Raw genomic sequence first — 20,503 nt, 5'->3', positions numbered from 1 at the left:
CCTGCTTATACTACAAACAACGGAAAGCCTGCTGTATAGAACTTCTAACAATAACAATCGCAAACCACGACGATGTTAAGGGCTGAAGCCTGACCAGGGACAGAAATATGGACATTTCGAATCACATGGCCTTAGAGGTGCCTCTTATCTCTGCACGTTACGCACGCCGTTTCGTCGAATTTATGGAACGCCGGGGCGTTAAGCGGGCAGCTCTTCTAAACGATAGCGATATAACGGAAGACTTGCTGGATGACCCGGACGCCAATATCAGCATGCAGCAGATAACGTCAGTGCTGCAAAAAGCTGACTGGCTGATGAATGACGATCGAGCCGCCTTCCAATTTGGCCAACAACTCGATCTTCCCAGTCACGGCTTGCTGGGCTTTGCGGTGCTGGGCCAGGACAATCCCAGGCAGCTCATCAGCATGATTGTTCAGCATCTTCGTGTTGGCCTTCCGCTGATGGATATGGAGCTGAACTCAACCGGATCAATCTTTCATATACGCCTGCGCGATACATGGGGGCTTGGCGAGCTTACCCCCTGTGTAACCAAAATGTACATGGGCAGCATTCACCGTATCTCTGCAGACGTTTGCAGGCACTTCGATATCCAATTTGCTTTTTCCGCACAAAGAGACGCTGAGTCATGGCGCTCCCTGGCTCCGGATTGCGAATTCCGTTTTGATGCACCCCATAATCAGATAACCATGGCGCTCAAAGGCCAACCCAACCCAAAAAATAACACCAGCCTGAAATTCTTGCTGGCCCGGAATAGAAACAACCCCGGAGAAACAGTTCGGCTGGCCAATGAAACCCTGATGCAAGTCCGGGAAATGATCATGAGCCAGCCAGGCCGATCGTGCAGCACCAGCAACATTGCCCGGCGGCTTGATATCAGCACTCGAACCTTGCGCCAGCACCTTGCCAGCGCAGGCACATCGTTTCGGGAAGTAAGGGTCGACATTCGCGAAAACCTCGCAACCCTTTACCTGAGAGACACCAATGTGCCATTGGAATCCATTGCTGAAAAACTTGGGTTCAGCGACCAGGCAAGCTTCACCAAAGCCTATCGTGCCTGGACGGGCCAAACACCCGGTGATGTCCGCAAACAGTCTCGAAAAACGCAATAAGCCCTTTTATTAAGACAGCCTGCTGCGCAATTTGAAGCCGGTCACGGTTTCAGCATTCTCTGCACTTGTTCGCCGTTTTAGACAAAAACCATGCCGGCAACGGCAATGACCCAGCGCGCCTCTAAAAGGCCTAATAGCCCTGCACATATGCGTAAAAACGCGTAGCAAAAGGGTTTTTGCAAGTCCGATTGAGCAGTCCGTGTCGGTGCCGTCTGCCCACCCTCCTATAACAACGATGCTTTACAGAGGACGAACTCATGAAACTCAGGAATTCCTATCCCGGTGGGCGCACACTCGCGCCTGCACTGGCAGCAGCGGCATTAATGTCCGGTGCCGGAAGCGCGCTCGCCAGCCCGGTCTCTACCAATCTACAGTTTACCTGTCCATTCCCACTGATCGGCGACCAGCCCATCAGTGCCGAAATCAGCGCAGACATTCCCACAAGCGCAACGGTTGGCACTCCGCTACCAGGGTTTAATGTCACCGCCATGACAGTGGTAAACGAAGACTCTCGTACTGGCCTGAAACTGGTCGGTTCAGAGACTGTTGAAGGCACGGCGGTCAATACCAACCAGATCATCACACCAAGCCGCACCGCTGAGCAAATTGTTACCCTCAACATCCCCCAGAGCCCAATTCCGTCAGAAACCGGCTCATTCACTGTGCCAGCCGAAGGCCAGGCACCGGAGTTCACATTTACCGATCAGGATGTGGGCAATGCAGAAATTCGTGTTGGCGGGCTAACACTGAACCTGGTTGCCCGCACAGCCAGCGGCGATATTGCCCCGGCCCCTATCGGTGAGATTACAACAAACTGCACCCTGCTCGAGGGCCAGGACAATCTGCTGCAAACCGTCACTGTGGAAGGTGATGTTGTTGAAGCACCACGCATTGCAGTAAACCGTGACGAAGTCGCGTTTGGTAATGTGCAGGCAGGTGTCACTAAAGACGAAACCGTTACCCTCAGCAATAGCGGCAACGCTGCGCTGGGTATCAACGGCATCTCAATTGCTGGTGCAAACGCCAGTGCCTTTATGCAGAGTAACAGCTGCAGCACTATTGCAGCTGGCGAAAGCTGTGATGTAAACGTGACCTACATCCCGGATGGCGAGGGCACCCAGAGTGCCACACTAACCATCAACTCAACCGATGCAGACAACAGTTCTGTAGACGTTGCACTAAGCGGTCGCAGTGTTCTTGCGCCTATCCCTGAAATTGCTGTGACACCGGCAAATGTAAGCCTGGGGCAAGTTCAGCTGGGTCAAAGCGAATCTGCTCGGGTCACTGTTTCCAACACCGGCAACGAAACCCTGCTGATCAACAGCATTAACCTCGCCGGCCCCAACGCAAGTGAGTTCCTGCAGACCAATGACTGCACCACTGTCGCACCCGAGCAAACCTGTGCTATCGATGTAAGCTTCACAGCCGCTGCAACGGGCGTTCGCAACGCCGAACTGGTGATCGCGTCCAACGACGCTGAGAACGCAGAAGTCTCCGTTCCCGTCAGTGCAGAGGGCTTCGAAGCATCGAGCGATGCGCTCGAAATTCTACTGGGCCTGAAAGGCTCTACTTTCATCAAATCCTCAGACAGCACCTTGCCCCTGAATGGCAGCATCGCAACCCTTCTGGAGCTGGCAAGCGGTACATTCGAGGCAGACCTTGCCATCGACCCCACCGTTGGTCATTTCTCTGTCAAGCTGCTGTTCAGCCGCCTGAAAGGTGTCGCGAATGTAGAGTTTGAGCAGTCCGACATTACTACCGGTACGCTGGTTGACGGAAAGCTGACTGCCAATTCCCACCTGTATGTGAAGGTACCCAAGGTTCAGCTCAAGCTGTGGGGCATTCCCTTCCGCGTGGGCGGTGGCGATCAGTGTCAATCGATCCAGCCGGTGGATATCTCCCTCACTTCAGACGAAGGCTCCAACTTCTCGCCAGCAACCGGCGGTGATGTGAGCGGTGAATACGACCTGCCACCTCTTGAAAACTGCGGCCTGCTGACAGACGTTCTCAACCAGTTCCTGTCCGGCTCCGGCAACACAATCAACCTGACATTGACCCCGGAGCAGTAAGGAAAAGAAGGCTTGCTTAACGAGCCTTTGCCCGGCCAGCCGGTCTTGCCCCCGGCTGGCCCTTATAACAAAAGCAAAAAAAGGAACAATTATGAAAAGCCTGAAGAAATCAGTACTGGTGCTGGCCATCTCAAGCCTGTCGTTCGCGGCGCACGCGGAACTAAAGCCACTTGAAGATACACACATGGGCAATATCACCGGCCAGGCTGGTGTCACTATTGAATTGGAAACCAGGGTTAATATCGACGAGTTTCTTTACACGGACGAAGGTTCACTCTCTATTAAGGATATTTCCATTGGCGGTGCCAACCGTACCGATATGTTTGCCGAATTTACTAATCCGGGAATCCGAGGCCTGTTATTCGGTGAGTCCAGTGAACTGATCGACAACATCAAGGTCGAAATCGATATTGCGGATGATGGCGATGCGCTAATCAACGTTTTTCCGCTGGTCGCCGCGCCCATCGATTTTTCTGTTAAAACCGGGGAATGGACACTGCAAGGACACACCGACTCCACGATGCTGGCAAACAATTTTGCTATGGATGGCGTGGTAACAGAGCTGAAAATACGTGTCGACACAGCAACAGACAAGATGAACGTGCAAACCCTGTTTGCCATCGATGACCTGGATGTTGACGTTGATTTTCTGGCACTGGGCATTCGGGACTTACGCCTGACAGGCGCGGACTTTGACCCGGACAACCCTTTGATTACCCGCCTTGGCGCTAAAGTAGACATGGATATTTATAATGGTTCCAGAGCGAATGGTGATTCTGCTCTGGCAGTCGATCTGAAGACCTTTGAGGCCGATATGTCCATTGGACAAATTCTGGTGGGCGGAACGTCCATTGGCTCAGTTGCCCTGGACAACCTGTCTGTTCGGAACACAGCTATGCGGATATACGGTCACTAGGACCAAGTGGGCCTTCGGCGCTTCGAAGGCCCGTCCTGTCATACACCTCCTCTTTTTCTGCAGCTCATGGGCGCAGAAAGAAAATCTGGCTGGTATCATGCCCAAACTCTGATACGCAACCGGATAACCGATGACCAGCACCCACTCCACCCGTCTTAATAAATACATCAGCGAAAGCGGTATGTGTTCTCGCCGAGAGGCGGATCGCTACATTGAGCAGGGCAATGTCTTTATCAACAGCAAGCGGGCCGGTGTAGGCGACCAGGTCTTACCCACTGATACCGTTAAAGTAAACGGTCAGATAATCGAACCCCGTGCGGAAGAAGATCTGGTATTTATCGCCTTGAACAAGCCGGTTGGCGTCGTAAGCACAACCGATGACGCAGAGAAGCACAACATTCAGCGTTTTGTTGGCCATGGCGCGCGTATTTTCCCTATCGGGCGCTTGGACAAGGATTCACAAGGGCTGATCTTCATGACCAGCAATGGCGACCTGGTGAATAAAATTCTGCGAGCCGGCAACAACCATGAAAAAGAGTACGTTGTAACAGTGGATAAACCGATTACGAAATCGTTTATTCAGAGCATGGCCGGCGGCGTTCCTATTCTCGGCACCATGACCAAAAAATGCAAAGTAGTGCAGGAAAGTCGCTTTGTATTTCGTATAACACTGGTGCAAGGGCTGAACCGTCAGATTCGACGAATGACCGAACACTTCGGGTTTGAAGTAACCCGGCTTGAACGGGTCCGCATTATGAACGTCAATTTGAAAGGGCTGGCTGTGGGCCAGTGGCGCGATCTTACAGAGAAAGAGCTTGCGAGTCTGTTTGATGCGATTCGTGATTCCTCTTCCGGTGACGCACCAGAAAAGTCCGCACCCGCAAAGAAAAAACCCACAGGCAAACCCAAGCACTCACCGCGGCCGTCGGGATCAAGGCCCAGCCACAGAGCCGGCCCCAAGGCACCGGGCGCCAAGCCTGGCAAATCGGGCAACAGGCCACGAGTGGCAGACAAAAAGCCCAAATCATCAAAGCGCCCCAAAGCCGGAAAGCCAAGGCAGCGCAGTATTAAAAGATAGGCAAGGTCAGCGAAACGGGCTTCTGCTACTCCGTCGGCGTTGGGCGTACCAGAATTTCGTTTACATCCACATGAGCCGGCTGGGATACCGCATAGATCACAGCACGGGCGATGTCTTCTGGCATCAGCGCATGAGCCGGCGGCTTATCAAAAAATGGCGTATCAACCATGCCGGGTTCTATCAAGGTCACTCGCACCCCGGAACCACGTAACTCTTCCCGCGCACCGTAACCAATTGCTGAAACAGCCCATTTAGTGGCGCTGTACATTGAGCCGGGAATAGTGACCCTGCCCGCGGCAGAGCCTGTGAGCAACAAGTGTCCTTTACTTTCCCGCAGTGCTGGCAGGCAATGTTGAATCGTTAAGCCGACTCCGTAAATATTCGTGAGGATCATATCTTTCCAGACATCCGGATTGGCTTCACTAAAACCTCCCGGCTCTCCTCCCCGGCCCGCATTGGCAAAAACGCTATCTAACCGACCAAATGTTGTCAGGGCCTTCTCAACCATCGATTTCTGATCGTCACCCTTCTGCACATCGCATTCAACGATCAGCACTTCTCTGTCACCACCGAGTTCGGCCTGCAGCGCTTCCAGCTTTTCTGTCGAGCGAGCTGCCAGAACAAGGCGATAGCCTTCTTTAGACGCCGCCCGAGCCGTTGCGGCACCGATTCCGGAAGATGCACCGGTAATCAACATAACGGGATTATTTGTCATAGATTTTACGCTCCATTTATCAGCTACATTTTTACCTTGATACTTCCTAAAAGTTCAGCCAGATCAAGACCAGCGCCGCCATGGCCAGCAAAAGCCAGCGGGCATAAGAGCCTGGCTTGTCATTACCACTGTCTACGGTCGTGGCAGCCCTATTGCTTGCCTCATATTCAGTAATCACCTTACGAGCCGGATAGAGATCTTCATCCTGTACATGAATATTACTGAAGCCAGCTGCCCCAATCTCACCCATTGCCCCTTGCAAATAGTCTCCGCCTACATGGGTTGCAATGCCATTGGCTTTCAGCAGCCCTGCAACAATGTGGGCTTCAGTGATGTCCTTGGCTCTGTATGCAATTTGCAAAGCCCTTCTCCTTTTGTGACATTTGAAGGTATTAATCGCAAAAATTGCGTTACTTTCTACTTAAAGCATAGTGCGCCCAGGCTATCAGGGCCAACCCTCAGGATACGGACAATTTATGGTCTGGATTATTGCTGGCGTTGTTTTATTTATCGTTGCGCTGACTCTGTTTCTGTTCCGCATTGAGGATCTGTCTCACCTGGATCAGGAAGAGTATTCCGTGAGAGAGACACTTCCCAGTGCAGAGAACCGGCAAGTTCTGGAGCAGATCCGCGAGATGGGCCGCGTTTCCAAAGGCTTGCACGGTAAGGCCAGGCTGCTAGCCGTGCGTCACCACATGGATAGCCTGAGTGACGGTCTGGAACTGAAATCTGAGTTTCGGCATTGCGAAACGCCAAAAGGTGAGTGGGTCATCGCGCCGGGTGCAGACACCAGGCGGCGAATTCTCTACATTCATGGCGGTGCCTGGGCGGCCGGCAGCCCACGCAGCCATAGATCCATCACAGACCGCCTCTCCCGTATTGCTAACGCAGCTGTCTTTGCCGTGGACTACCGCCTTATGCCGGAACACAGGTATATGGATGGCGTGCGTGATTGTCGTAAGGCTTATACCTGGCTGATAGAAAACGGCCCAGAGACCCCGAATAAAGCTACCTTTATTCTGGTAGCAGGCGATTCAGCAGGGGGAAGCCATACCTTGGGTTTGCTTGCGTGGATTCGTGAAAGCGGCCTGCGTCAGGCCGACGGAGCCGTGGCGCTTTCGCCCTCCACAGACCTCACACTCTCAGCCCCAAGCAACCGCGGCAATATTTCTACAGATGCCCTGTTAGGCCCCGCCTTTGGTGGCCTTTCGAAAGTCCCCCGCCCCGTAATATGGTGGGCAACGCTTGCCGCGTTTCGTGTTTCCCCGACCAGTCCGGTTGCCTCGCCACTCCTGGGAAACCTATCCAATCTGCCGCCAACACTGATTCAGGTCAGCGATACGGAGATGCTGCTGGATAACGCCCGACGGTACGCCACAAAAGCCAAGGCTGCTGGCTCTGCGGTGACGCTGCACACTTGGCCAGGCATGGTTCATGTCTGGCAGATCTTCACCCCTATGCTGCCGGAAGCTGAAGAGGCCTTCGCCGATATAGAATCATTTATTGGCAAACTCGAGTCCCACAAGACACAAGCGCGGTCAGCTCAAACCTGAACCTTGCCCCGCAGAGCCTTGGTTTTACCTTTTTGTGTTTTGCGGTCCACCCTTTTGCGTTGGGCTGATTTCGAAGGCCGGGTCGCACGGCGCGCCTTCTGAACCTTAACAGCCGCCTGAATCAATTCCTTCAGACGCTCAAGTGCATCGTCCTTGTTAAGCTCCAGCGTACGATGCGACTGGGCCTTGATTATAATAACGCCTTCTTTACTGATGCGTTGATCCTGAAGCGCCAAAAGGCGTTCCTTATAGAACGGAGGCAAGGCAGAGTTTCGAATATCGAAGCGTAAATGTACGGCCGAAGCCACTTTATTGACGTTCTGGCCACCATTACCCTGGGCCCGGATCTGGGTAATTTCCAGTTCCCAGTCAGCGATTTCAACAGCATTGGATATTTTTAGCATGGCGCTAGGATAACAAATCCCACAAACCGTAACCTGACATCCTCGCCATTCGATAATAGAGTACCGTAACGAACAACCGCTCAGGGTTTATCATGGCTCAGTCTTTTAAATATGCCTTCGTTTTAGCCTTCACGGCCCTTGTAATGGGGGGGTGCGCCAGCAATCAGAGCATGCAACCCAACACCCCCAACTATTCACCCGTTGAGGCTGCACCGGGTTCTGCAAAAGCCGAAAAACTATGGCAGGCCTTTGAACGCTATAAAGGCACGCCTTATCAATACGGCGGCACCACCGGCAGTGGTTTTGATTGCTCGGGGTTCATCACCACAGCCTATCGTGAGGGCCTGGGGCAAACACTGCCTCGCACAACCTCGCAAATGCTGCGTTCTGGTGATGTGGTGCAGCCTGAAAACGTGAAGCCCGGTGATATCGTGTTCTTTAGAATTGCCGGGAAAGACCAGCACGCGGGCATCTACATGGGCGACAACCGTTTTATTCACGCATCCACATCTTCCGGCGTTATCATGTCGGAGCTGAATGGCTATTACTGGAAAGACCGCCTCTCCGGCGCAAGGCGGTTTGATTAAAACTATAAGCTGCTATTGAACACAAGATGAAGCGCAATGGCCGCCATCATCACACCGATTACGCCGTCAATAATACGCCAAGCCAGCGGGCGTGATAAAACAGGCGCCAACGCAGACCCACTCCACGCCAGCACGCCAAACCACAAAACAGACGCGCTGCTGGCACCGGCTACAAACGTTGTGGTGTTTGCCTGCTGGGCACCCACCGCCGGGATCAGCAATAGAGTATCAAGATACACCTGAGGGTTAAGTAAGGTAACCGCAAGCGTGGTAAACAGAACGCCTTTCAGGCTTCTGCGTTGTACTTCACCGGCTTCCAGTGCCGCCCTGCCCCGGCTGGCGCGCACAAATGCCTGGATAGCCAGCCAACCCAGGAAAACCACCCCAAGCCAGCGTAGGATTTCCAATGCCTGTGGCATAGCCATCAACGCTGCGCTGACCCCGAACATGCCCAGTGTGAATAAAGCCACGTCTGATGCCATACATAAGCCCGCCGCCCACCAGTGATGTTCGCGGCGTATTGCCTGGCTGAGCACGTAGGCATTCTGTGCTCCGATCGCAACGATAATGCCGCCACAAACAATCAGGCCTGTCAGATAACTCTCCAGATAATTCTCAAACACCACTTATTTCTCCATTTTGAAGCCGCAAGATTAACTACTTACCGCTATACTTGAAATTCATATTCGTAATAATGCATTAGTTTTTCTTATGGTAGATTATAAACTACTGGAGGCGCTCGCCACGGTTATAGAGACCGGTGGCTTTGAGCGCGCAGGCGTTACACTTGGCCTTAGTCAGTCCGCTATTTCTCAGCGCATCCGAACCCTGGAGGTTCGTATCGGGCAACCGGTTCTCTTGCGTAGCCCTGTTCTCAAAGCCACACCGGCAGGACAACAACTGTTGAACCACGTTCAGCAGGTTAAACTTCTTGAAAGGGACCTGGCTAAATCGCTTCCGGCTCTCTCTGAGCCTGCCGCACGGTTACGAATTGCCCTGAACGCTGACAGCCTCGCAACCTGGTGGGCCAGCGCCATAAGTGATTTTTGTTCGAACGAAGCACTGTTACTGGATATGGTGGTTGAAGATCAGGATACCGCTCTGCGCCGAATGCGCGAAGGTGATGTTGCTGCCTGCTTATGCAGCAACCCACAGCCTGCAGCCGGGGCCCGCCGCGTTCCACTTGGCACCATGACTTACCTGGCCCTGGCCACTCCTTCATACCAAAAGCGATATTTCAGCCAAGGCTTCAATGAACAAAGTGTGCGGGCTGCACCGGCAATTATATTCGGGCCAAATGATCAGTTGCAGCACCGCTTTCTGGCGCAGGTTGGCTATCATGGCGCCTTTCCGTACCACCTTTGCCCTTCCTCGGAAGGCTTCATGAAGCTGGCGCTGGCCGGCATGGGTTATGGAATGATCCCGGAGATTCAGGCCAGACAAGAAATTGAGGCGGGACGGCTGGTTAGCATTGCAGCCAGCCAATCTCTTGAGGTTGAACTATATTGGCACTTCTGGCGCCATAGTGGCGGTGTTATGGAGCGGCTGACAACTGCACTGAAAGCGGCACATTCTTAGCGTTAGTCTTTTGATTTGGCACGGACACCAAACCATTGAGGAAACCGGAGCAGGCAAAACAGAGCAACCATGTCGTACACGCTATGCCACACCATCACCAGGACAAGACTGTCGGTTAGCGCATAAGCCAGGCCAAGGACGCACCCAAGGCCAGTGGCGACAACAAAATAGGTAAAAGACGCATAATGAACCAATCCAAAAACCAGGGAGGCAACCAACACCGCAGTCGTGGTATTCGTGTGCGCGGCAAGCCAGCCCTGCACAGCCCCCCGAAACAAAAGCTCTTCGCCCACCCCGGCAAAAACCGCGAGCAGGAATAGCACAAACCAGGAATAGCCGGATGCAAACCGGTGCAAACTACGCATTTGCTGATCCAGGTTACCAGGTAACAACCCGGGAACCTGGGCGAGCAACAACAGCGCACCATAAGTACACAGCGCACCCAGAAAGCCATAGAGAATACTGGGTAGAAGCCCGGCTCCAGAGACTTGCACAGGTATATCTGCGATTAAAATCACTAAAAGCCCAACAACCCCGATCCCGCCCTGGAACGCCAGAGCAGCAATCGGGGAAACGTTTGACTTGCGGCGTTTTTTTAGGCTCATTTACTGTTCAAACAAGCCTTTCACCGGGAACAGACCATCATAGTTGGGGGTCTGTTTCTGGGCTTTTGCCTGGAATGTTTTCATCATATCTGTGGGCCGAAACATGCCTGCCTGCCAGGTCGCCATGTATTTCAGACTATCGGCTACCGTATGGTCACGGCTGTAATTCAACATCTCTTTGCAGCCGGTCACCGCAAGTGGCGAGTTATCAGCTATTTGTGCCGCAATACCCATAACGCCTGCAATCAAGGCCTCCTGATCGCCGTACAGCCCGTTCACAAACCCCAAACTCTTCGCTTCCTGCGCAGAAAACTTGCGGCCGGTGTAGGCCAGTTCACGCACAATGCCCTCCGGAATCAGCTTAGGCAGCCGCTGAAGCGTGCCCACATCGGCTGTCATGCCCAGCTCGGTTTCTTTAATCGTGAAATATGCGTCTTCCGTGCAATAACGGCTGTCAGCAGCACAAACCAAATCCAGAGCACCTCCGATACAGCCGCCATGGATTGCAGCCAAAACCGGCAGGCGCAGGTTTTCCAGCGATGTCAGAGTGTCCTGTAACTGCATCACAACACGCCGCAGGTTTTCTGCCATACGGCCGGGGTCACCGCTCATGGGTACCGCCTTGGGGTCTGAGAAAACACCAAGATCCATTCCTGCCGAAAAATGCTTCCCTGTGGATGACACCACAATAACCCTCGCATCTGTATTTGCCTCGATGTCCTGCATACACTTCGGCAACTCAAGCCAGAATGCTTTCGTCATGGTGTTCAGCGCCTCCGGGCGGCTGAACTGCACGTGGGCAATTTTGTTCTCAACACTGACAGAAAAACTTTCGTAGGTGGATAGCTCAGACAAGGCAGAACCCCTCTGTTGATTCATGTGAATTTCAGTAGGCTAACGCAAACATACCTCATGTGACTGAAAATGTCGGGTATATGCCTAGAAGAAAGTGCTTTGCTTTTCAGCAGCCAAAGGGTACAGTTCACATTGTTGGAAAGATTTAGCAAAGCACTTCATCAATAAGACGGAAATTTAAGTAGTCGTACGTCCTGTTTTTGATCACGCCCGTTTTTTGTTTCCGCATACCGCTGGCCAGCTATGTCTGACAGCATTTTAAATGATTGAATTCAGGATTAATATTATGTCTACAGTTACCGGTTCTGTTAAGTTCTTCAACGAAGCTAAAGGTTTTGGTTTTATCACTCGTGAAGGCGGCCCCGACGTTTTTGTTCACTACAGCGCGATCCAGGGCGGCGGCTTCAAAACTCTGGCTGAAGGCCAGCAAGTTGAGTTCACCGTGACCCAGGGCCAGAAAGGCCCTCAGGCTGAGAACGTAGTTGCTCTGTAATTAACAGACAACGCTAAAAAGGCAGCTTCGGCTGCCTTTTTTTTTGCCAGTATCCCCTCCTGAATATGATTTACACTCGCGCCAAGGCAAGGCACCGAACAGTCTCGCTCAAGTACCCTTTCGCTCCGCACCGCTCTTACTCGTCCGCTCCTGCGTAATCGAACGCATTTTATTCGCAGATGCATTGACTCTAACCACTGACACTAATAAGATTCATTTTAGATGTACCTTAAAGAGCTTTATACATTTACACCTGTCGCAGGATGACACCTCATGATGCAATTATTTAAAGAAGTAATGAGCCCTGAAAATGCCGATAAGGCGAACACTGAAAAGCAAAAAGATGGCGTGATGGAGGATCATTCAGAAACACCGGTGAGTGCATCTGAAAGCATCCCCAAGAAGGGTAAACACGGGGATCCGGGCGTATGCTGCGGTGGCTGCTCTTAAATGTAGGGTTTTGAGTGACGCTTCCTCCGTTTTCCGGAAGCGTCACAGGTTGCCTGATTAGAAAACTGTCAGTGGTCCATCTGGTGTGCAGAGTGGTCCATCTCAGGGACGCTCGCATCATCGTCCAGTGACTGTACATTTAGCTCAACTTCCATCGATTCTGCGCCTTCAAACTCCAGGGTTAGAGGAACCCTCTCCCCCTCCTTTAGTGGCTTCACGAGTTTTTCCAGCATCAGATGATAACTGTGGGGTTTGAGCTCTACGGTTTCTCCCGAGGCGACACCCAGCCCGCTCTCAAGTGGCTGCATGCGCATAACACCATCCTTCATGAGCGTTTCATGGATTGACACCTCATCAGCCCTTGGCGTACTTGCACCAATCAGTGTTATGTCACTATTTCCATGATTTCTGATAACCAGATAACCAACACCCATAGATGCACCCGGCGGCGTTGGTCGGCTCCATGGATGGTCAATATAAACCTCCCCGTGAGAGTACTCATGGGCCATCGCCACAGTGGTAAAAATCGACAGGATCAATGCGCTACTGGCAAAAAGTAGTGTGATGCGTTTGTTCATGGTATCTCACGCCGCTAGCTAGGTTGTGTTGGTAACAATGGTTACAGTGTTGCGCACGGAGCAATTCGACGCAAATAGATAGATGCCTCGAAATCGTCGTAACCAGCTATCCACATGTATAGCTGACAAGGTCAGGCTTTCTTAACGAACTCAGATTTAAGTTTCATTGGTCCAACGCCTTCAACTTTGCAATCAATATCGTGATCGCCGTCAACCAGGCGAATATTCTTCACCTTGGTGCCCACCTTCACAACTGAGCTGGAACCTTTCACTTTCAAATCCTTGATCACAGTTACCGCATCACCATCCTGAAGTTCATTGCCATTGGCATCGCGCACCACTTTGCCCGCGTATTCTGCTGCCGCCTCCGCTTCTGTCCATTCATGGGCGCACTCAGGGCAAACAAGCTGAACACCGTCTTCATAGGTGTACTCGGAACCACACTGGGGGCAAGGGGGGAGTTGAGACATTGATGCTTCCTGATAATTGAATTTGCATGGGATTATACCATCAACGCCTCGGCAAATCCGGCCGCGGCGGCCAGACTCCACTACCCCACTCACCGCAACTGCGAGTACACTCGACGCCAGAATCAAATGGCTTAAGGAAGTTGATATGCCGATCTGGGTAGACGCAGACGCTTGTCCCGTACCTATTCGCGACATTCTTTGTCGTGCCGCCACTCGCTGGCAAATTCAAACAACGTTTATTGCCAACCACGTGATTAACCTTCCCCCCAGCCCCTATATTAAGGCCAGGCAGGTGATGCAGGGGTTTGATGTGGCGGATAACGAGATTATGGAGCAGCTTAGCGCCGGCGACCTGGTGATCACTCAGGACATACCACTTGCGGCGGAAGCCATCGAGCAAGGCGCTGACGTATTTAACCCCCGAGGCCAGGCCTTCACTAAGGAAAACATACGCCAGCGCCTCGCCATGAGGAACTTTATGGAAGAGATGCGTAACGCCGGGCAGATTACCGGCGGCCAGGCTCCTTTCAGCCAAACCGATCGAAAAGAATTCGCCAACAAGCTGGATAGATGGCTACAACGCAACCGGCGCTAGCCTCCTATTCCCGCAGACACAGCCAGGCCGGCAATAACAAGCCCGATAAACAGACCGGCTCCAGCGGCAATCTTCAGCCCCTCTATCATTTCCTGCTCTGCTGTCATGGTTATTTTCCCCTTCGCGTATAATTCACACAGGTCGCATAATGAACTCCGTGCCGTTACTGCGAGGCAGGCACACAACAGATAGTAATGATAATGATTTTTATTTGCAACACACAAAAGAATGTTCCAGGCAGTTCAACCGCTCAGTGAGGATCGTCAGTGCGCTCGGTCTTTTCGTATTGAGGCAAAGTGTCGGTAATTTCAAACCAGTCCGATTTTGAAGCTGTGTAGACATGCTGCGCCGGCCCTTTGCCCAGCGGTTCATTAATCACGCCTACCCGCAAGCGGAGAATCCCGGGAATAGCATCCACCCGGCTGTACAAATGGCTCCCACAGCGGCGACAAAAAGCCCGGTATTTGCCAGGGCGCGACTCATACTCGGCCACTTGGTCTTCACCACTCAAAAACCGGAAGCGCACCTTTTGCACCGGCGAGCTTGCAGAAAATGCGCTGCCGTGGGCACGGCGGCACTGACTGCAATGACACAGGGAGAGCGGGCCCAGAGGGCCTTGGTATTCAAAGGTAATATCGCCACACAGACACTGACCGGTATACATAAATTTCCTGATTATAATGTTCTGAGCATTTAATAACTGGCCCAACGGGCCGCTATAATACCCGCCAACCTGCCGGTAAAACAGCGCGGCCGTGGATTGTTTTTGATCATACCGGGCATTCAGGTAATCCAGGTAAGGCACCTGAACCCGACCATGCGCCCGGAAAAAAGCATCGCGTTTTCCTCCGGGAACAGGCCTGTAAGGCCCAGACTTTATGCGCTGTTTGGCAGGGCCAAATTCGGTCCAGTGCCCTTTGCCCAGATTGTGCAATGTGTAAGGGATTTCCAGCTCGCACAGCTTACAGCCAGTAACAAACCTCAATACAAACAGGCTGCCTACTGGCATTTTTTAACGTTATGTAGAGGTTTTCTGCATAGTACAATAGTTGTGAATGGGCTATTGTTTACCAAGGGAGTTTCTTCGCACATTTCATCACGGTGATTCCGGGTATGCCGCATTCAAATTACGCAGGAAAGGTCAGCCTTTGGTCAAAGAAACCTGCCCTGACTCTTGCCATCGCTCTTATTCTGGCCCCTGTTATGGCAACCCTGCCACCTGCTCTGGCAGGCGACAGCACCGGCTACAGCGACAACCGTCTCTGGGCCAGCGACATGCGGGCATACGCGACTAAATCCCTGAATAGTGAAACAGCGCTAAGTATGGCTGCGGTGCCCCTGAACGGGCCCGGGCTTGATCAAAGCATCAACGCGGATACCCCTATGAGCCCCGGCTCTATTATGAAAGTGGTGACCACCTATGCGGCCCTGGAAATCCTGGGCCCCACTCACCACTGGGACACCGATTTTCTAACCGATGGCAAAATGGTTGGCGATACGCTAAAGGGCAACCTGTATGTGCGTTTCGGCGGCGACCCCAAACTGACCTTTGAACGCCTTTGGGCAACCCTGCGGGAACTCCGCGACATGGGCATAACCCGCATCACCGGTGACCTGGTGCTCGACGGCAGCTACTTTGAAGTCGATGGGGGCTTCCCTCTGTTTGAGGACAACGGCGATAACCCGTTCGCGCCTTTTTTGGTAGAACCTTCTGTCTATCTGACCAACCTCAATCTTGTACACTTTCAGATACGCGCAGACGAACGCGGCACCCAGGCCTGGAGCACTCCCGCGCTCGGTGAAATTACAATCGACAACCGGGTAACCGCAGTTGCCGACGGCCCCTGCCCATCACGCCGTAACTTTGATTGGGAGCCTCTGGTCCAGGAAGGAGGAAAGGTAACCGTGCGGGTAACCGGTGAGCTACCGCAAGGCTGTCGCACAACAACCTACCTCTCCCTTTTGCCCCATGAGCAGTACAGCGCATCCGTAATTCGCTCGCTGCTTGGAGAAATGGGCATTATCGTCTCCGGTGGTGACCAGCAAGGCGTGACGCCAGAAAGTGCGCGACTGGTTATGAAAACCACTTCGCCAGATCTTGTCACCATGGTGCGGGATATAAACAAGTGGAGCAGTAACGTGATGGCCCGGCAGCTATTGCTGACCATAGGCGCGCAAAACCGCGAGGAGAACGAAGAGGACGACCGGGTTGCCGGCATTCGGGTTATTTATAACTGGCTGGAAAACAAGGGGATTGATACGGCCGGCATGGTAATCGACAACGGTGCCGGCCTGACACGCCACGGCAGGATCACAGCCAGACAGGGCGCAAAAATCCTGCAACACGCCTGGAACAGCCCCTACTCTTCCGATCTTATGGCCTCCATGCCTATTATCGCCATGGACGGAACAATGGCCAGACGCTTGCGCGACGCGGGCATGGATGGCGAAGGCCGCATTAAAACCGGCTACCTGGAAAATGTCCGCTCTATCGCCGGTTTTACACGGGATGAAAACAACACAACCTGGGCGGTAGTGGGCATGATAAATAACGATCCAGCGTGGAACGGCCAAGCTGTGCTGGATCGAATTCTTTACTCCCTGCACTACAAACCACCTATCGGAACCGCGCTTTCGCGGGCGAGCTCCAGCAGTTCTGAAACGTCTATCCAGTAACACTGCCCCGGCTTCAGCCGGGCGACCTTCCTGCCCTTTTCGGCTACCTTCATGGGCTGGCCCAAAGGTCATTTCTGCAAGCTTTACCATCACTGGAGCTAGATAAGTGACCAGTGGAAAAGCAACCGCTTAAGTGATCAAAAATGCAGGCATCCAGCGGTAGATACATTCGCTATCCATGCCAGTATTAATAAGTGCGATCATCCCGGGTATCAGCAACAACATAATGGCAGAATGATATTAAGCTTCGAACCTTTTATCGATAGGCTTCTTTACCGGGCCGGGAGCAAATATGTGTCAGTATGGCTACTCATTTACGTTAAGTGTCGGACGTGCGGTTGTGCCCGTGCTGATCTCAGCCCTGCTAATAGCCGGGTGCAGCTCACCACGGCTTGCCTATCGCTACGCGGACTGGGGCATTGAGTGGTGGGTTGACGACTATGTTACGTTGACGCAACTCCAGTCGCGACAGCTTAGTGCCAACATTGAGAGCCTGAAACAATGGCATTGCAGTACCGAGCTACCACGCTACCGGGTGTGGTTGGACAATGTCCGTGATGATTTGAAAAATGGCAAACCAGACCCCGCCAGAGTCGGCAATCTGCAAACACAGCTCACGAAGTTTCTCCCACCCCTGCTGCACCAGATAACGCCCCACGCCATCGATACGCTCGCCAGCCTGAGCGATGAGCAAGTCAACGAGTTGGCGGGCAACATGGAGGAAAGGCAACGGGAACTGGAAAACGAGTTTTTGGTTGGTAACGCCGAGGCACGGGTCGAGGCCCGGGCAGAACGAGCTGTGGAGCGCACCGAGAGGTGGCTGGGGAGCCTGAATAGCAAACAGCAACTTATTATCAGTGACTGGTCAGAAAACAGCGCCGGGAACACCAGAATTTGGATCAAGGGGCGCGAAAACTGGCAACAAGCCTTGTTGCTCGCTCTGAAACACCGCCACAAGCCGGGCTTTGAAGCAGCCATCACCGAGTTGATCAACAATTCCGAGACCGCGCGGGGTGAGGCTTATGCCGAAATGATGAGCAAACGCAAGGAAAACATAACCTTACTGATTCAGGATCTTTTAATGGCGAGCGAGCACTCTCACCTGGACCACCTTGCTGGCCGCGCATCAGATTTGAGCGACGACTTCAAAGCACTCAGCTGTGTAGCTGACTCCGAGGTCGCCTCTCTGGCACTGGAATAATCAGACCGTCAGGTAACCGCCGTCTACATTAATGCAGGCCCCGGTGGTGTAGCTGGATGCATCTGACACCAGATACAACACTGTACCGGCCATTTCATCAGGATCGGCAATGCGCTTCACGGGGATGTGTGCCATCGCCTGCTTTTTGATCGATTCGTTGGTCGTCAGAGCGCTGGCGAATTTGGTATCAGTCAGCCCCGGCAGCAGCGCATTTACGCGAACGTTCTGTTGCCCCAGCTCGGTAGCGAAGGACTTGGTCATAGAGATAACTGCCGCTTTGGTAATGGAATAAATCCCCTGATAATGGCCAGGGTTTACACCGTTAATAGACGCCACGTTAACAATGGAGCCGCCGCCGTGTTTCTTCATCAATTGCGCACCACGGGCACACATGAAGAAGTAACCGCGAATGTTGACGTCTACGGTTTTCTGGAAGGCACCCGGATCCGTATCTTCAACCGGGCCAAAATACGGGTTGGCTGCGGCGTTATTTACCAGAATATCCAACTTGCCATGTTCTTTTTCGATATGAGCCCAGATGGCATCAATCTGCTCCATCTCTCCAATATGGCAGGCATAGGCTTCAGCACTGCCGCCAGCTTCGCGGATACTACCCGCTACGGCTTCGCAACCATCGATCTTGCGGCTGGTGACAATCACATGAGCGCCATACTCTGCCAGAGTACGGGCAATGCTTTCGCCAATACCACGGCTGGCTCCGGTTATCAGAGCGGTTTTTCCAGTCAGATCAAACAGGTTTTTCTTACTCATTGGTCCACCTCAATTCGTTATCGGAAAGTCACCAGGGCGGGGTCTTCTGCCTCAAGGTGGCTGTAGTTGTTGAACACAGACAAACTGCGACGGCCTCCGGAATAAAGCACCCGGCTGACGCTGGTATTTGCAATCACGGCATTCAGCCCCAGTGTACGCTCGTCGTCGAGACCCAGAAGGCGCTGGCAGATAACCGCAATAGGACCACCTGATGTAGAGAGCAGCACATCACCACCGTCTGCGTATTCAACCATCTCGTTAAAAGCTGCCAGAACCCGGGTTTTAAAATCCGCCCAGGTTTCATCGTAGTCCGTATCATGCTCACCCGAAGCCCAACGGCCTATTGCTTCAACAAAGGCTTTCTGGAACGCTGCGGCGGGTTTCGGGAAAGCCGCAAGATCCTTCGCCATCACCTGCCGGTCGCGCCATTCAGGGCGATGACTATGAACAATGGCTTCATGATCAAACTCGTTAAAACCACAGACTACCTGCATGCCAGGCAACTGCGACCCGTAACCGGTAGCAATGGCCTCAACGGTTTCACGGTGACGTTGCATATCACCACCAAAAATGGCCGCTGGTTCGATGATGCTGGTCATCCAGCGGCCAAGAGCCTTGCCCTGTTCCCAGCCTCTCGGGGAGAGCTGATCGTAGTTTTCCTCGCCAAAGCTGGCCTGGCCATGGCGCACCAGGTACACCGTAGCCATTAAAGTGTGCTCTCGGAGATCAGGCGCTGGCAGCGTTTCTCAAGGTAGTTTGCCGCATGGCCGAAGGCGGCAAAACGCTTATCGCTGGTCTGGCCGTGGTAGAAGCGGTAATAAATCTGCTGAACAATTACCGCCAAGCGGAACAGCCCATAAATCTCATAAAAATCGAAGTTGTCCGACCGGAACCCGGATTTCTCCATGTAATAATCCACCACCTCTTTTCGGGTAAGCATTCCGGGGCGGTGCGTGGGTTGACGGCGCAGCATCTGGAACGGGCCTTCGTCGTCTGCCTCAATCCAGTAGGCCAAGGTGTTGCCCAGATCCATCAGTGGGTCGCCTATTGTGGCCATTTCCCAATCCAGTACCCCGATAACCTCAAAGGGGTTATCCTGATTCAGCACCACGTTATCAAAGCGGAAGTCGTTGTGAATCACAACCTGGGCCACATCGTTGGGCATTTTGTCGTTTAGCCAAGACATAACCGTTTCAAAATCCCCGACATCATCGGTGCGGGCCTTGCGAAAACGATCGCTCCAGCCGCTAATCTGGCGCTGCACATAGCCTTCGCCCTTACCCAGCGTATCCAACCCTGCCGCTTTGGCATCCACCCGGTGCAAATCCACCATCTTGTCGATTACGCTCAGGCACAACTTGCGGGTGTCAGCCGCATTCATGTCCAGATCTTTGGGGAAATCCTGGCGCAAAATAACGCCTTTTATCCGCTCCATTACATAGAAGTCGCACCCCAGCACCTCGTGATCATCACAGGTTGCGATAATGTCGGGTACATAGGGATAAACCGGCTTCAACGCCTGCATTACTTTTGCCTCACGCAGCATATCGTGGGCCGATTTGGCAATTTTGCCGAAAGGCGGGCGGCGCAGCACGTAAGAGCGATCGCCGTAATCCACCTGGTAAGTCAGGTTAGAGGCACCACCCGGGTACTGGTGAATAACAGGTTCGCCGGTAAGATCCGGCAGCGCGTTTTTCATAAACCTGTCTACAGTTGCAAGATCCAGCTCCTCGCCCTCGCGGATAGTTGCGGCTTGGTCAATCTGGGTCATCAAAGGCT

At 52.9% G+C, this 20,503-nt stretch carries 25 protein-coding genes; 12 read left to right on the top strand and 13 right to left on the bottom strand.

What is annotated here, in order from left to right; genetic code table 11:
* Positions 1 to 107: 107 nt before the first annotated feature.
* From ACTHYN_RS00680 to rluF, 4 genes are all read left to right on the top strand, one after another.
* Positions 108 to 1,130, top strand: coding sequence for an AraC family transcriptional regulator ligand-binding domain-containing protein (locus ACTHYN_RS00680; RefSeq protein WP_441810561.1), 1,023 nt, complete (start codon positions 108 to 110; stop codon positions 1,128 to 1,130).
* Between the two features lie 257 nt (positions 1,131 to 1,387).
* Positions 1,388 to 3,199: a choice-of-anchor D domain-containing protein gene (locus tag ACTHYN_RS00675; protein ID WP_441810560.1), complete on the top strand. Its 1,812-nt coding sequence runs from the start codon at positions 1,388 to 1,390 to the stop codon at positions 3,197 to 3,199.
* Positions 3,200 to 3,290: 91 nt separating this feature from the next.
* Positions 3,291 to 4,115 carry a DUF6160 family protein gene (locus ACTHYN_RS00670; protein WP_441810559.1) on the top strand — a complete coding sequence of 275 codons (825 nt, stop codon included), beginning with the start codon at positions 3,291 to 3,293 and terminating at the stop codon, positions 4,113 to 4,115.
* Positions 4,116 to 4,245: 130 nt separating this feature from the next.
* Complete coding sequence (gene rluF / locus ACTHYN_RS00665; protein WP_441810558.1) at positions 4,246 to 5,193, top strand: 23S rRNA pseudouridine(2604) synthase RluF; 948 nt, start codon at positions 4,246 to 4,248, stop codon at positions 5,191 to 5,193.
* A 25-nt stretch (positions 5,194 to 5,218) separates the two neighbouring features.
* On the opposite strand, the gene ACTHYN_RS00660 is transcribed toward rluF, so the two are convergent.
* Positions 5,219 to 5,908, bottom strand: a complete 690-nt coding sequence (locus ACTHYN_RS00660; RefSeq protein WP_441810557.1) for an SDR family oxidoreductase — start codon at positions 5,906 to 5,908, stop codon at positions 5,219 to 5,221.
* Positions 5,909 to 5,954: 46 nt separating this feature from the next.
* Positions 5,955 to 6,269, bottom strand: a complete 315-nt coding sequence (locus tag ACTHYN_RS00655; RefSeq protein WP_441810556.1) for a putative signal transducing protein — start codon at positions 6,267 to 6,269, stop codon at positions 5,955 to 5,957.
* A 115-nt stretch (positions 6,270 to 6,384) separates the two neighbouring features.
* On the opposite strand from ACTHYN_RS00655, the gene ACTHYN_RS00650 reads away from it, so the two are divergent.
* Positions 6,385 to 7,461, top strand: coding sequence for an alpha/beta hydrolase (locus ACTHYN_RS00650; protein WP_441810555.1), 1,077 nt, complete (start codon positions 6,385 to 6,387; stop codon positions 7,459 to 7,461).
* Here the strand turns inward: ACTHYN_RS00650 and arfB are convergent.
* Positions 7,452 to 7,865, bottom strand: coding sequence for an alternative ribosome rescue aminoacyl-tRNA hydrolase ArfB (gene arfB, locus ACTHYN_RS00645; RefSeq protein ID WP_441810554.1), 414 nt, complete (start codon positions 7,863 to 7,865; stop codon positions 7,452 to 7,454). The two genes, ACTHYN_RS00650 and arfB, sit on opposite strands and share 10 nt — an antisense overlap.
* A gap of 92 nt (positions 7,866 to 7,957) precedes the next feature.
* On the opposite strand from arfB, the gene ACTHYN_RS00640 reads away from it, so the two are divergent.
* On the top strand, positions 7,958 to 8,452 hold the full coding sequence (locus ACTHYN_RS00640) for a C40 family peptidase (RefSeq protein WP_441810553.1): 495 nt from the start codon (positions 7,958 to 7,960) through the stop codon (positions 8,450 to 8,452).
* A 2-nt stretch (positions 8,453 to 8,454) separates the two neighbouring features.
* Here the strand turns inward: ACTHYN_RS00640 and ACTHYN_RS00635 are convergent, their stop codons facing one another.
* Positions 8,455 to 9,078: a LysE/ArgO family amino acid transporter gene (locus ACTHYN_RS00635; protein ID WP_441810552.1), complete on the bottom strand. Its 624-nt coding sequence runs from the start codon at positions 9,076 to 9,078 to the stop codon at positions 8,455 to 8,457.
* A gap of 85 nt (positions 9,079 to 9,163) precedes the next feature.
* Between ACTHYN_RS00635 and ACTHYN_RS00630 the strand changes: the two genes are divergently transcribed.
* Complete coding sequence (locus tag ACTHYN_RS00630) at positions 9,164 to 10,030, top strand: LysR family transcriptional regulator ArgP (RefSeq protein WP_441810551.1); 867 nt, start codon at positions 9,164 to 9,166, stop codon at positions 10,028 to 10,030.
* A 2-nt stretch (positions 10,031 to 10,032) separates the two neighbouring features.
* Here the strand turns inward: ACTHYN_RS00630 and ACTHYN_RS00625 are convergent, their stop codons facing one another.
* Both ACTHYN_RS00625 and ACTHYN_RS00620 read right to left on the bottom strand, forming a co-directional pair.
* Positions 10,033 to 10,635, bottom strand: coding sequence for a CPBP family intramembrane glutamic endopeptidase (locus ACTHYN_RS00625; RefSeq protein ID WP_441810550.1), 603 nt, complete (start codon positions 10,633 to 10,635; stop codon positions 10,033 to 10,035).
* Positions 10,636 to 11,514 carry a crotonase/enoyl-CoA hydratase family protein gene (locus tag ACTHYN_RS00620; protein ID WP_441810549.1) on the bottom strand — a complete coding sequence of 293 codons (879 nt, stop codon included), beginning with the start codon at positions 11,512 to 11,514 and terminating at the stop codon, positions 10,636 to 10,638. It lies immediately after the preceding gene.
* A 262-nt stretch (positions 11,515 to 11,776) separates the two neighbouring features.
* Between ACTHYN_RS00620 and ACTHYN_RS00615 the strand changes: the two genes are divergently transcribed.
* Positions 11,777 to 11,983 carry a cold-shock protein gene (locus tag ACTHYN_RS00615; protein ID WP_441810548.1) on the top strand — a complete coding sequence of 69 codons (207 nt, stop codon included), beginning with the start codon at positions 11,777 to 11,779 and terminating at the stop codon, positions 11,981 to 11,983.
* A gap of 273 nt (positions 11,984 to 12,256) precedes the next feature.
* Positions 12,257 to 12,433: a CCGSCS motif protein gene (locus ACTHYN_RS00610; RefSeq protein ID WP_441810547.1), complete on the top strand. Its 177-nt coding sequence runs from the start codon at positions 12,257 to 12,259 to the stop codon at positions 12,431 to 12,433.
* Positions 12,434 to 12,501: 68 nt separating this feature from the next.
* On the opposite strand, the gene ACTHYN_RS00605 is transcribed toward ACTHYN_RS00610, so the two are convergent.
* A complete protein-coding gene (locus tag ACTHYN_RS00605) occupies positions 12,502 to 13,011 on the bottom strand; it encodes a copper chaperone PCu(A)C (protein ID WP_441810546.1) in 510 nt (169 codons plus the stop codon).
* Between the two features lie 131 nt (positions 13,012 to 13,142).
* Positions 13,143 to 13,481, bottom strand: coding sequence for a zinc ribbon domain-containing protein YjdM (locus ACTHYN_RS00600; RefSeq protein ID WP_441810545.1), 339 nt, complete (start codon positions 13,479 to 13,481; stop codon positions 13,143 to 13,145).
* 145 nt (positions 13,482 to 13,626) lie between these two features.
* Between ACTHYN_RS00600 and ACTHYN_RS00595 the strand changes: the two genes are divergently transcribed.
* A complete protein-coding gene (locus ACTHYN_RS00595) occupies positions 13,627 to 14,076 on the top strand; it encodes a YaiI/YqxD family protein (RefSeq protein ID WP_441810544.1) in 450 nt (149 codons plus the stop codon).
* 250 nt (positions 14,077 to 14,326) lie between these two features.
* On the opposite strand, the gene ACTHYN_RS00590 is transcribed toward ACTHYN_RS00595, so the two are convergent.
* The gene (locus tag ACTHYN_RS00590; RefSeq protein WP_441810543.1) at positions 14,327 to 15,085 is read right to left on the bottom strand and encodes a GFA family protein; all 759 of its coding nucleotides are present in this window, start codon (positions 15,083 to 15,085) and stop codon (positions 14,327 to 14,329) included.
* Positions 15,086 to 15,279: 194 nt separating this feature from the next.
* Here ACTHYN_RS00590 and dacB point away from each other — a divergent pair, with 194 nt between their 5' ends.
* Positions 15,280 to 16,752, top strand: coding sequence for a D-alanyl-D-alanine carboxypeptidase/D-alanyl-D-alanine endopeptidase (gene dacB / locus ACTHYN_RS00585; protein WP_441810584.1), 1,473 nt, complete (start codon positions 15,280 to 15,282; stop codon positions 16,750 to 16,752).
* Positions 16,753 to 16,881: 129 nt separating this feature from the next.
* Here the strand turns inward: dacB and ACTHYN_RS00580 are convergent, their stop codons facing one another.
* Positions 16,882 to 16,977, bottom strand: a complete 96-nt coding sequence (locus ACTHYN_RS00580; RefSeq protein ID WP_441810542.1) for a hypothetical protein — start codon at positions 16,975 to 16,977, stop codon at positions 16,882 to 16,884.
* A 67-nt stretch (positions 16,978 to 17,044) separates the two neighbouring features.
* On the opposite strand from ACTHYN_RS00580, the gene ACTHYN_RS00575 reads away from it, so the two are divergent.
* Positions 17,045 to 17,953, top strand: coding sequence for a DUF6279 family lipoprotein (locus tag ACTHYN_RS00575; protein ID WP_441810541.1), 909 nt, complete (start codon positions 17,045 to 17,047; stop codon positions 17,951 to 17,953).
* Here ACTHYN_RS00575 and ACTHYN_RS00570 read toward each other — a convergent pair whose 3' ends face one another.
* The 3 genes from ACTHYN_RS00570 to ACTHYN_RS00560 are packed head-to-tail and all read right to left on the bottom strand — an operon-like array spanning position 17,954 to position 20,495.
* On the bottom strand, positions 17,954 to 18,724 hold the full coding sequence (locus tag ACTHYN_RS00570; protein WP_441810540.1) for an SDR family oxidoreductase: 771 nt from the start codon (positions 18,722 to 18,724) through the stop codon (positions 17,954 to 17,956).
* Between the two features lie 17 nt (positions 18,725 to 18,741).
* Positions 18,742 to 19,431: a histidine phosphatase family protein gene (locus ACTHYN_RS00565; RefSeq protein WP_441810539.1), complete on the bottom strand. Its 690-nt coding sequence runs from the start codon at positions 19,429 to 19,431 to the stop codon at positions 18,742 to 18,744.
* Complete coding sequence (locus tag ACTHYN_RS00560) at positions 19,431 to 20,495, bottom strand: phosphotransferase family protein (RefSeq protein ID WP_441810538.1); 1,065 nt, start codon at positions 20,493 to 20,495, stop codon at positions 19,431 to 19,433. The genes ACTHYN_RS00565 and ACTHYN_RS00560 overlap by 1 nt, the downstream gene beginning before the upstream one ends.
* Between the last annotated feature and the right edge of the window lie 8 nt (positions 20,496 to 20,503).

The organism is Marinobacter sp. (genome assembly GCF_052091845.1).
Classification (GTDB): Bacteria; Pseudomonadota; Gammaproteobacteria; order Pseudomonadales; family Oleiphilaceae; genus Marinobacter.
This window is presented reverse-complemented; position numbering and strand designations above follow the sequence as displayed.

Bases quoted from the DNA above. Each gene is read 5' to 3' on its own strand.
- ACTHYN_RS00650 (WP_441810555.1), top strand. From the start codon at position 6,385: ATGGTCTGGATTATTGCTGGCGTTGTTTTATTTATCGTTGCGCTGACT.
- ACTHYN_RS00620 (WP_441810549.1), bottom strand. From the start codon at position 11,514: ATGAATCAACAGAGGGGTTCTGCCTTGTCTGAGCTATCCACCTACGAA.
- ACTHYN_RS00610 (WP_441810547.1), top strand. From the start codon at position 12,257: ATGATGCAATTATTTAAAGAAGTAATGAGCCCTGAAAATGCCGATAAG.
- ACTHYN_RS00625 (WP_441810550.1), bottom strand. From the start codon at position 10,635: ATGAGCCTAAAAAAACGCCGCAAGTCAAACGTTTCCCCGATTGCTGCT.
- rluF (WP_441810558.1), top strand. From the start codon at position 4,246: ATGACCAGCACCCACTCCACCCGTCTTAATAAATACATCAGCGAAAGC.
- ACTHYN_RS00640 (WP_441810553.1), top strand. From the start codon at position 7,958: ATGGCTCAGTCTTTTAAATATGCCTTCGTTTTAGCCTTCACGGCCCTT.
- ACTHYN_RS00680 (WP_441810561.1), top strand. From the start codon at position 108: ATGGACATTTCGAATCACATGGCCTTAGAGGTGCCTCTTATCTCTGCA.
- ACTHYN_RS00560 (WP_441810538.1), bottom strand. From the start codon at position 20,495: ATGACCCAGATTGACCAAGCCGCAACTATCCGCGAGGGCGAGGAGCTG.
- ACTHYN_RS00575 (WP_441810541.1), top strand. From the start codon at position 17,045: ATGTGTCAGTATGGCTACTCATTTACGTTAAGTGTCGGACGTGCGGTT.
- ACTHYN_RS00570 (WP_441810540.1), bottom strand. From the start codon at position 18,724: ATGAGTAAGAAAAACCTGTTTGATCTGACTGGAAAAACCGCTCTGATA.
- arfB (WP_441810554.1), bottom strand. From the start codon at position 7,865: ATGCTAAAAATATCCAATGCTGTTGAAATCGCTGACTGGGAACTGGAA.
- ACTHYN_RS00595 (WP_441810544.1), top strand. From the start codon at position 13,627: ATGCCGATCTGGGTAGACGCAGACGCTTGTCCCGTACCTATTCGCGAC.
- ACTHYN_RS00615 (WP_441810548.1), top strand. From the start codon at position 11,777: ATGTCTACAGTTACCGGTTCTGTTAAGTTCTTCAACGAAGCTAAAGGT.
- ACTHYN_RS00630 (WP_441810551.1), top strand. From the start codon at position 9,164: ATGGTAGATTATAAACTACTGGAGGCGCTCGCCACGGTTATAGAGACC.
- ACTHYN_RS00660 (WP_441810557.1), bottom strand. From the start codon at position 5,908: ATGACAAATAATCCCGTTATGTTGATTACCGGTGCATCTTCCGGAATC.
- ACTHYN_RS00600 (WP_441810545.1), bottom strand. From the start codon at position 13,481: ATGTCTCAACTCCCCCCTTGCCCCCAGTGTGGTTCCGAGTACACCTAT.
- ACTHYN_RS00565 (WP_441810539.1), bottom strand. From the start codon at position 19,431: ATGGCTACGGTGTACCTGGTGCGCCATGGCCAGGCCAGCTTTGGCGAG.
- ACTHYN_RS00580 (WP_441810542.1), bottom strand. From the start codon at position 16,977: ATGTTGTTGCTGATACCCGGGATGATCGCACTTATTAATACTGGCATG.
- ACTHYN_RS00590 (WP_441810543.1), bottom strand. From the start codon at position 15,085: ATGCCAGTAGGCAGCCTGTTTGTATTGAGGTTTGTTACTGGCTGTAAG.
- dacB (WP_441810584.1), top strand. From the start codon at position 15,280: ATGGCAACCCTGCCACCTGCTCTGGCAGGCGACAGCACCGGCTACAGC.
- ACTHYN_RS00605 (WP_441810546.1), bottom strand. From the start codon at position 13,011: ATGAACAAACGCATCACACTACTTTTTGCCAGTAGCGCATTGATCCTG.
- ACTHYN_RS00675 (WP_441810560.1), top strand. From the start codon at position 1,388: ATGAAACTCAGGAATTCCTATCCCGGTGGGCGCACACTCGCGCCTGCA.
- ACTHYN_RS00670 (WP_441810559.1), top strand. From the start codon at position 3,291: ATGAAAAGCCTGAAGAAATCAGTACTGGTGCTGGCCATCTCAAGCCTG.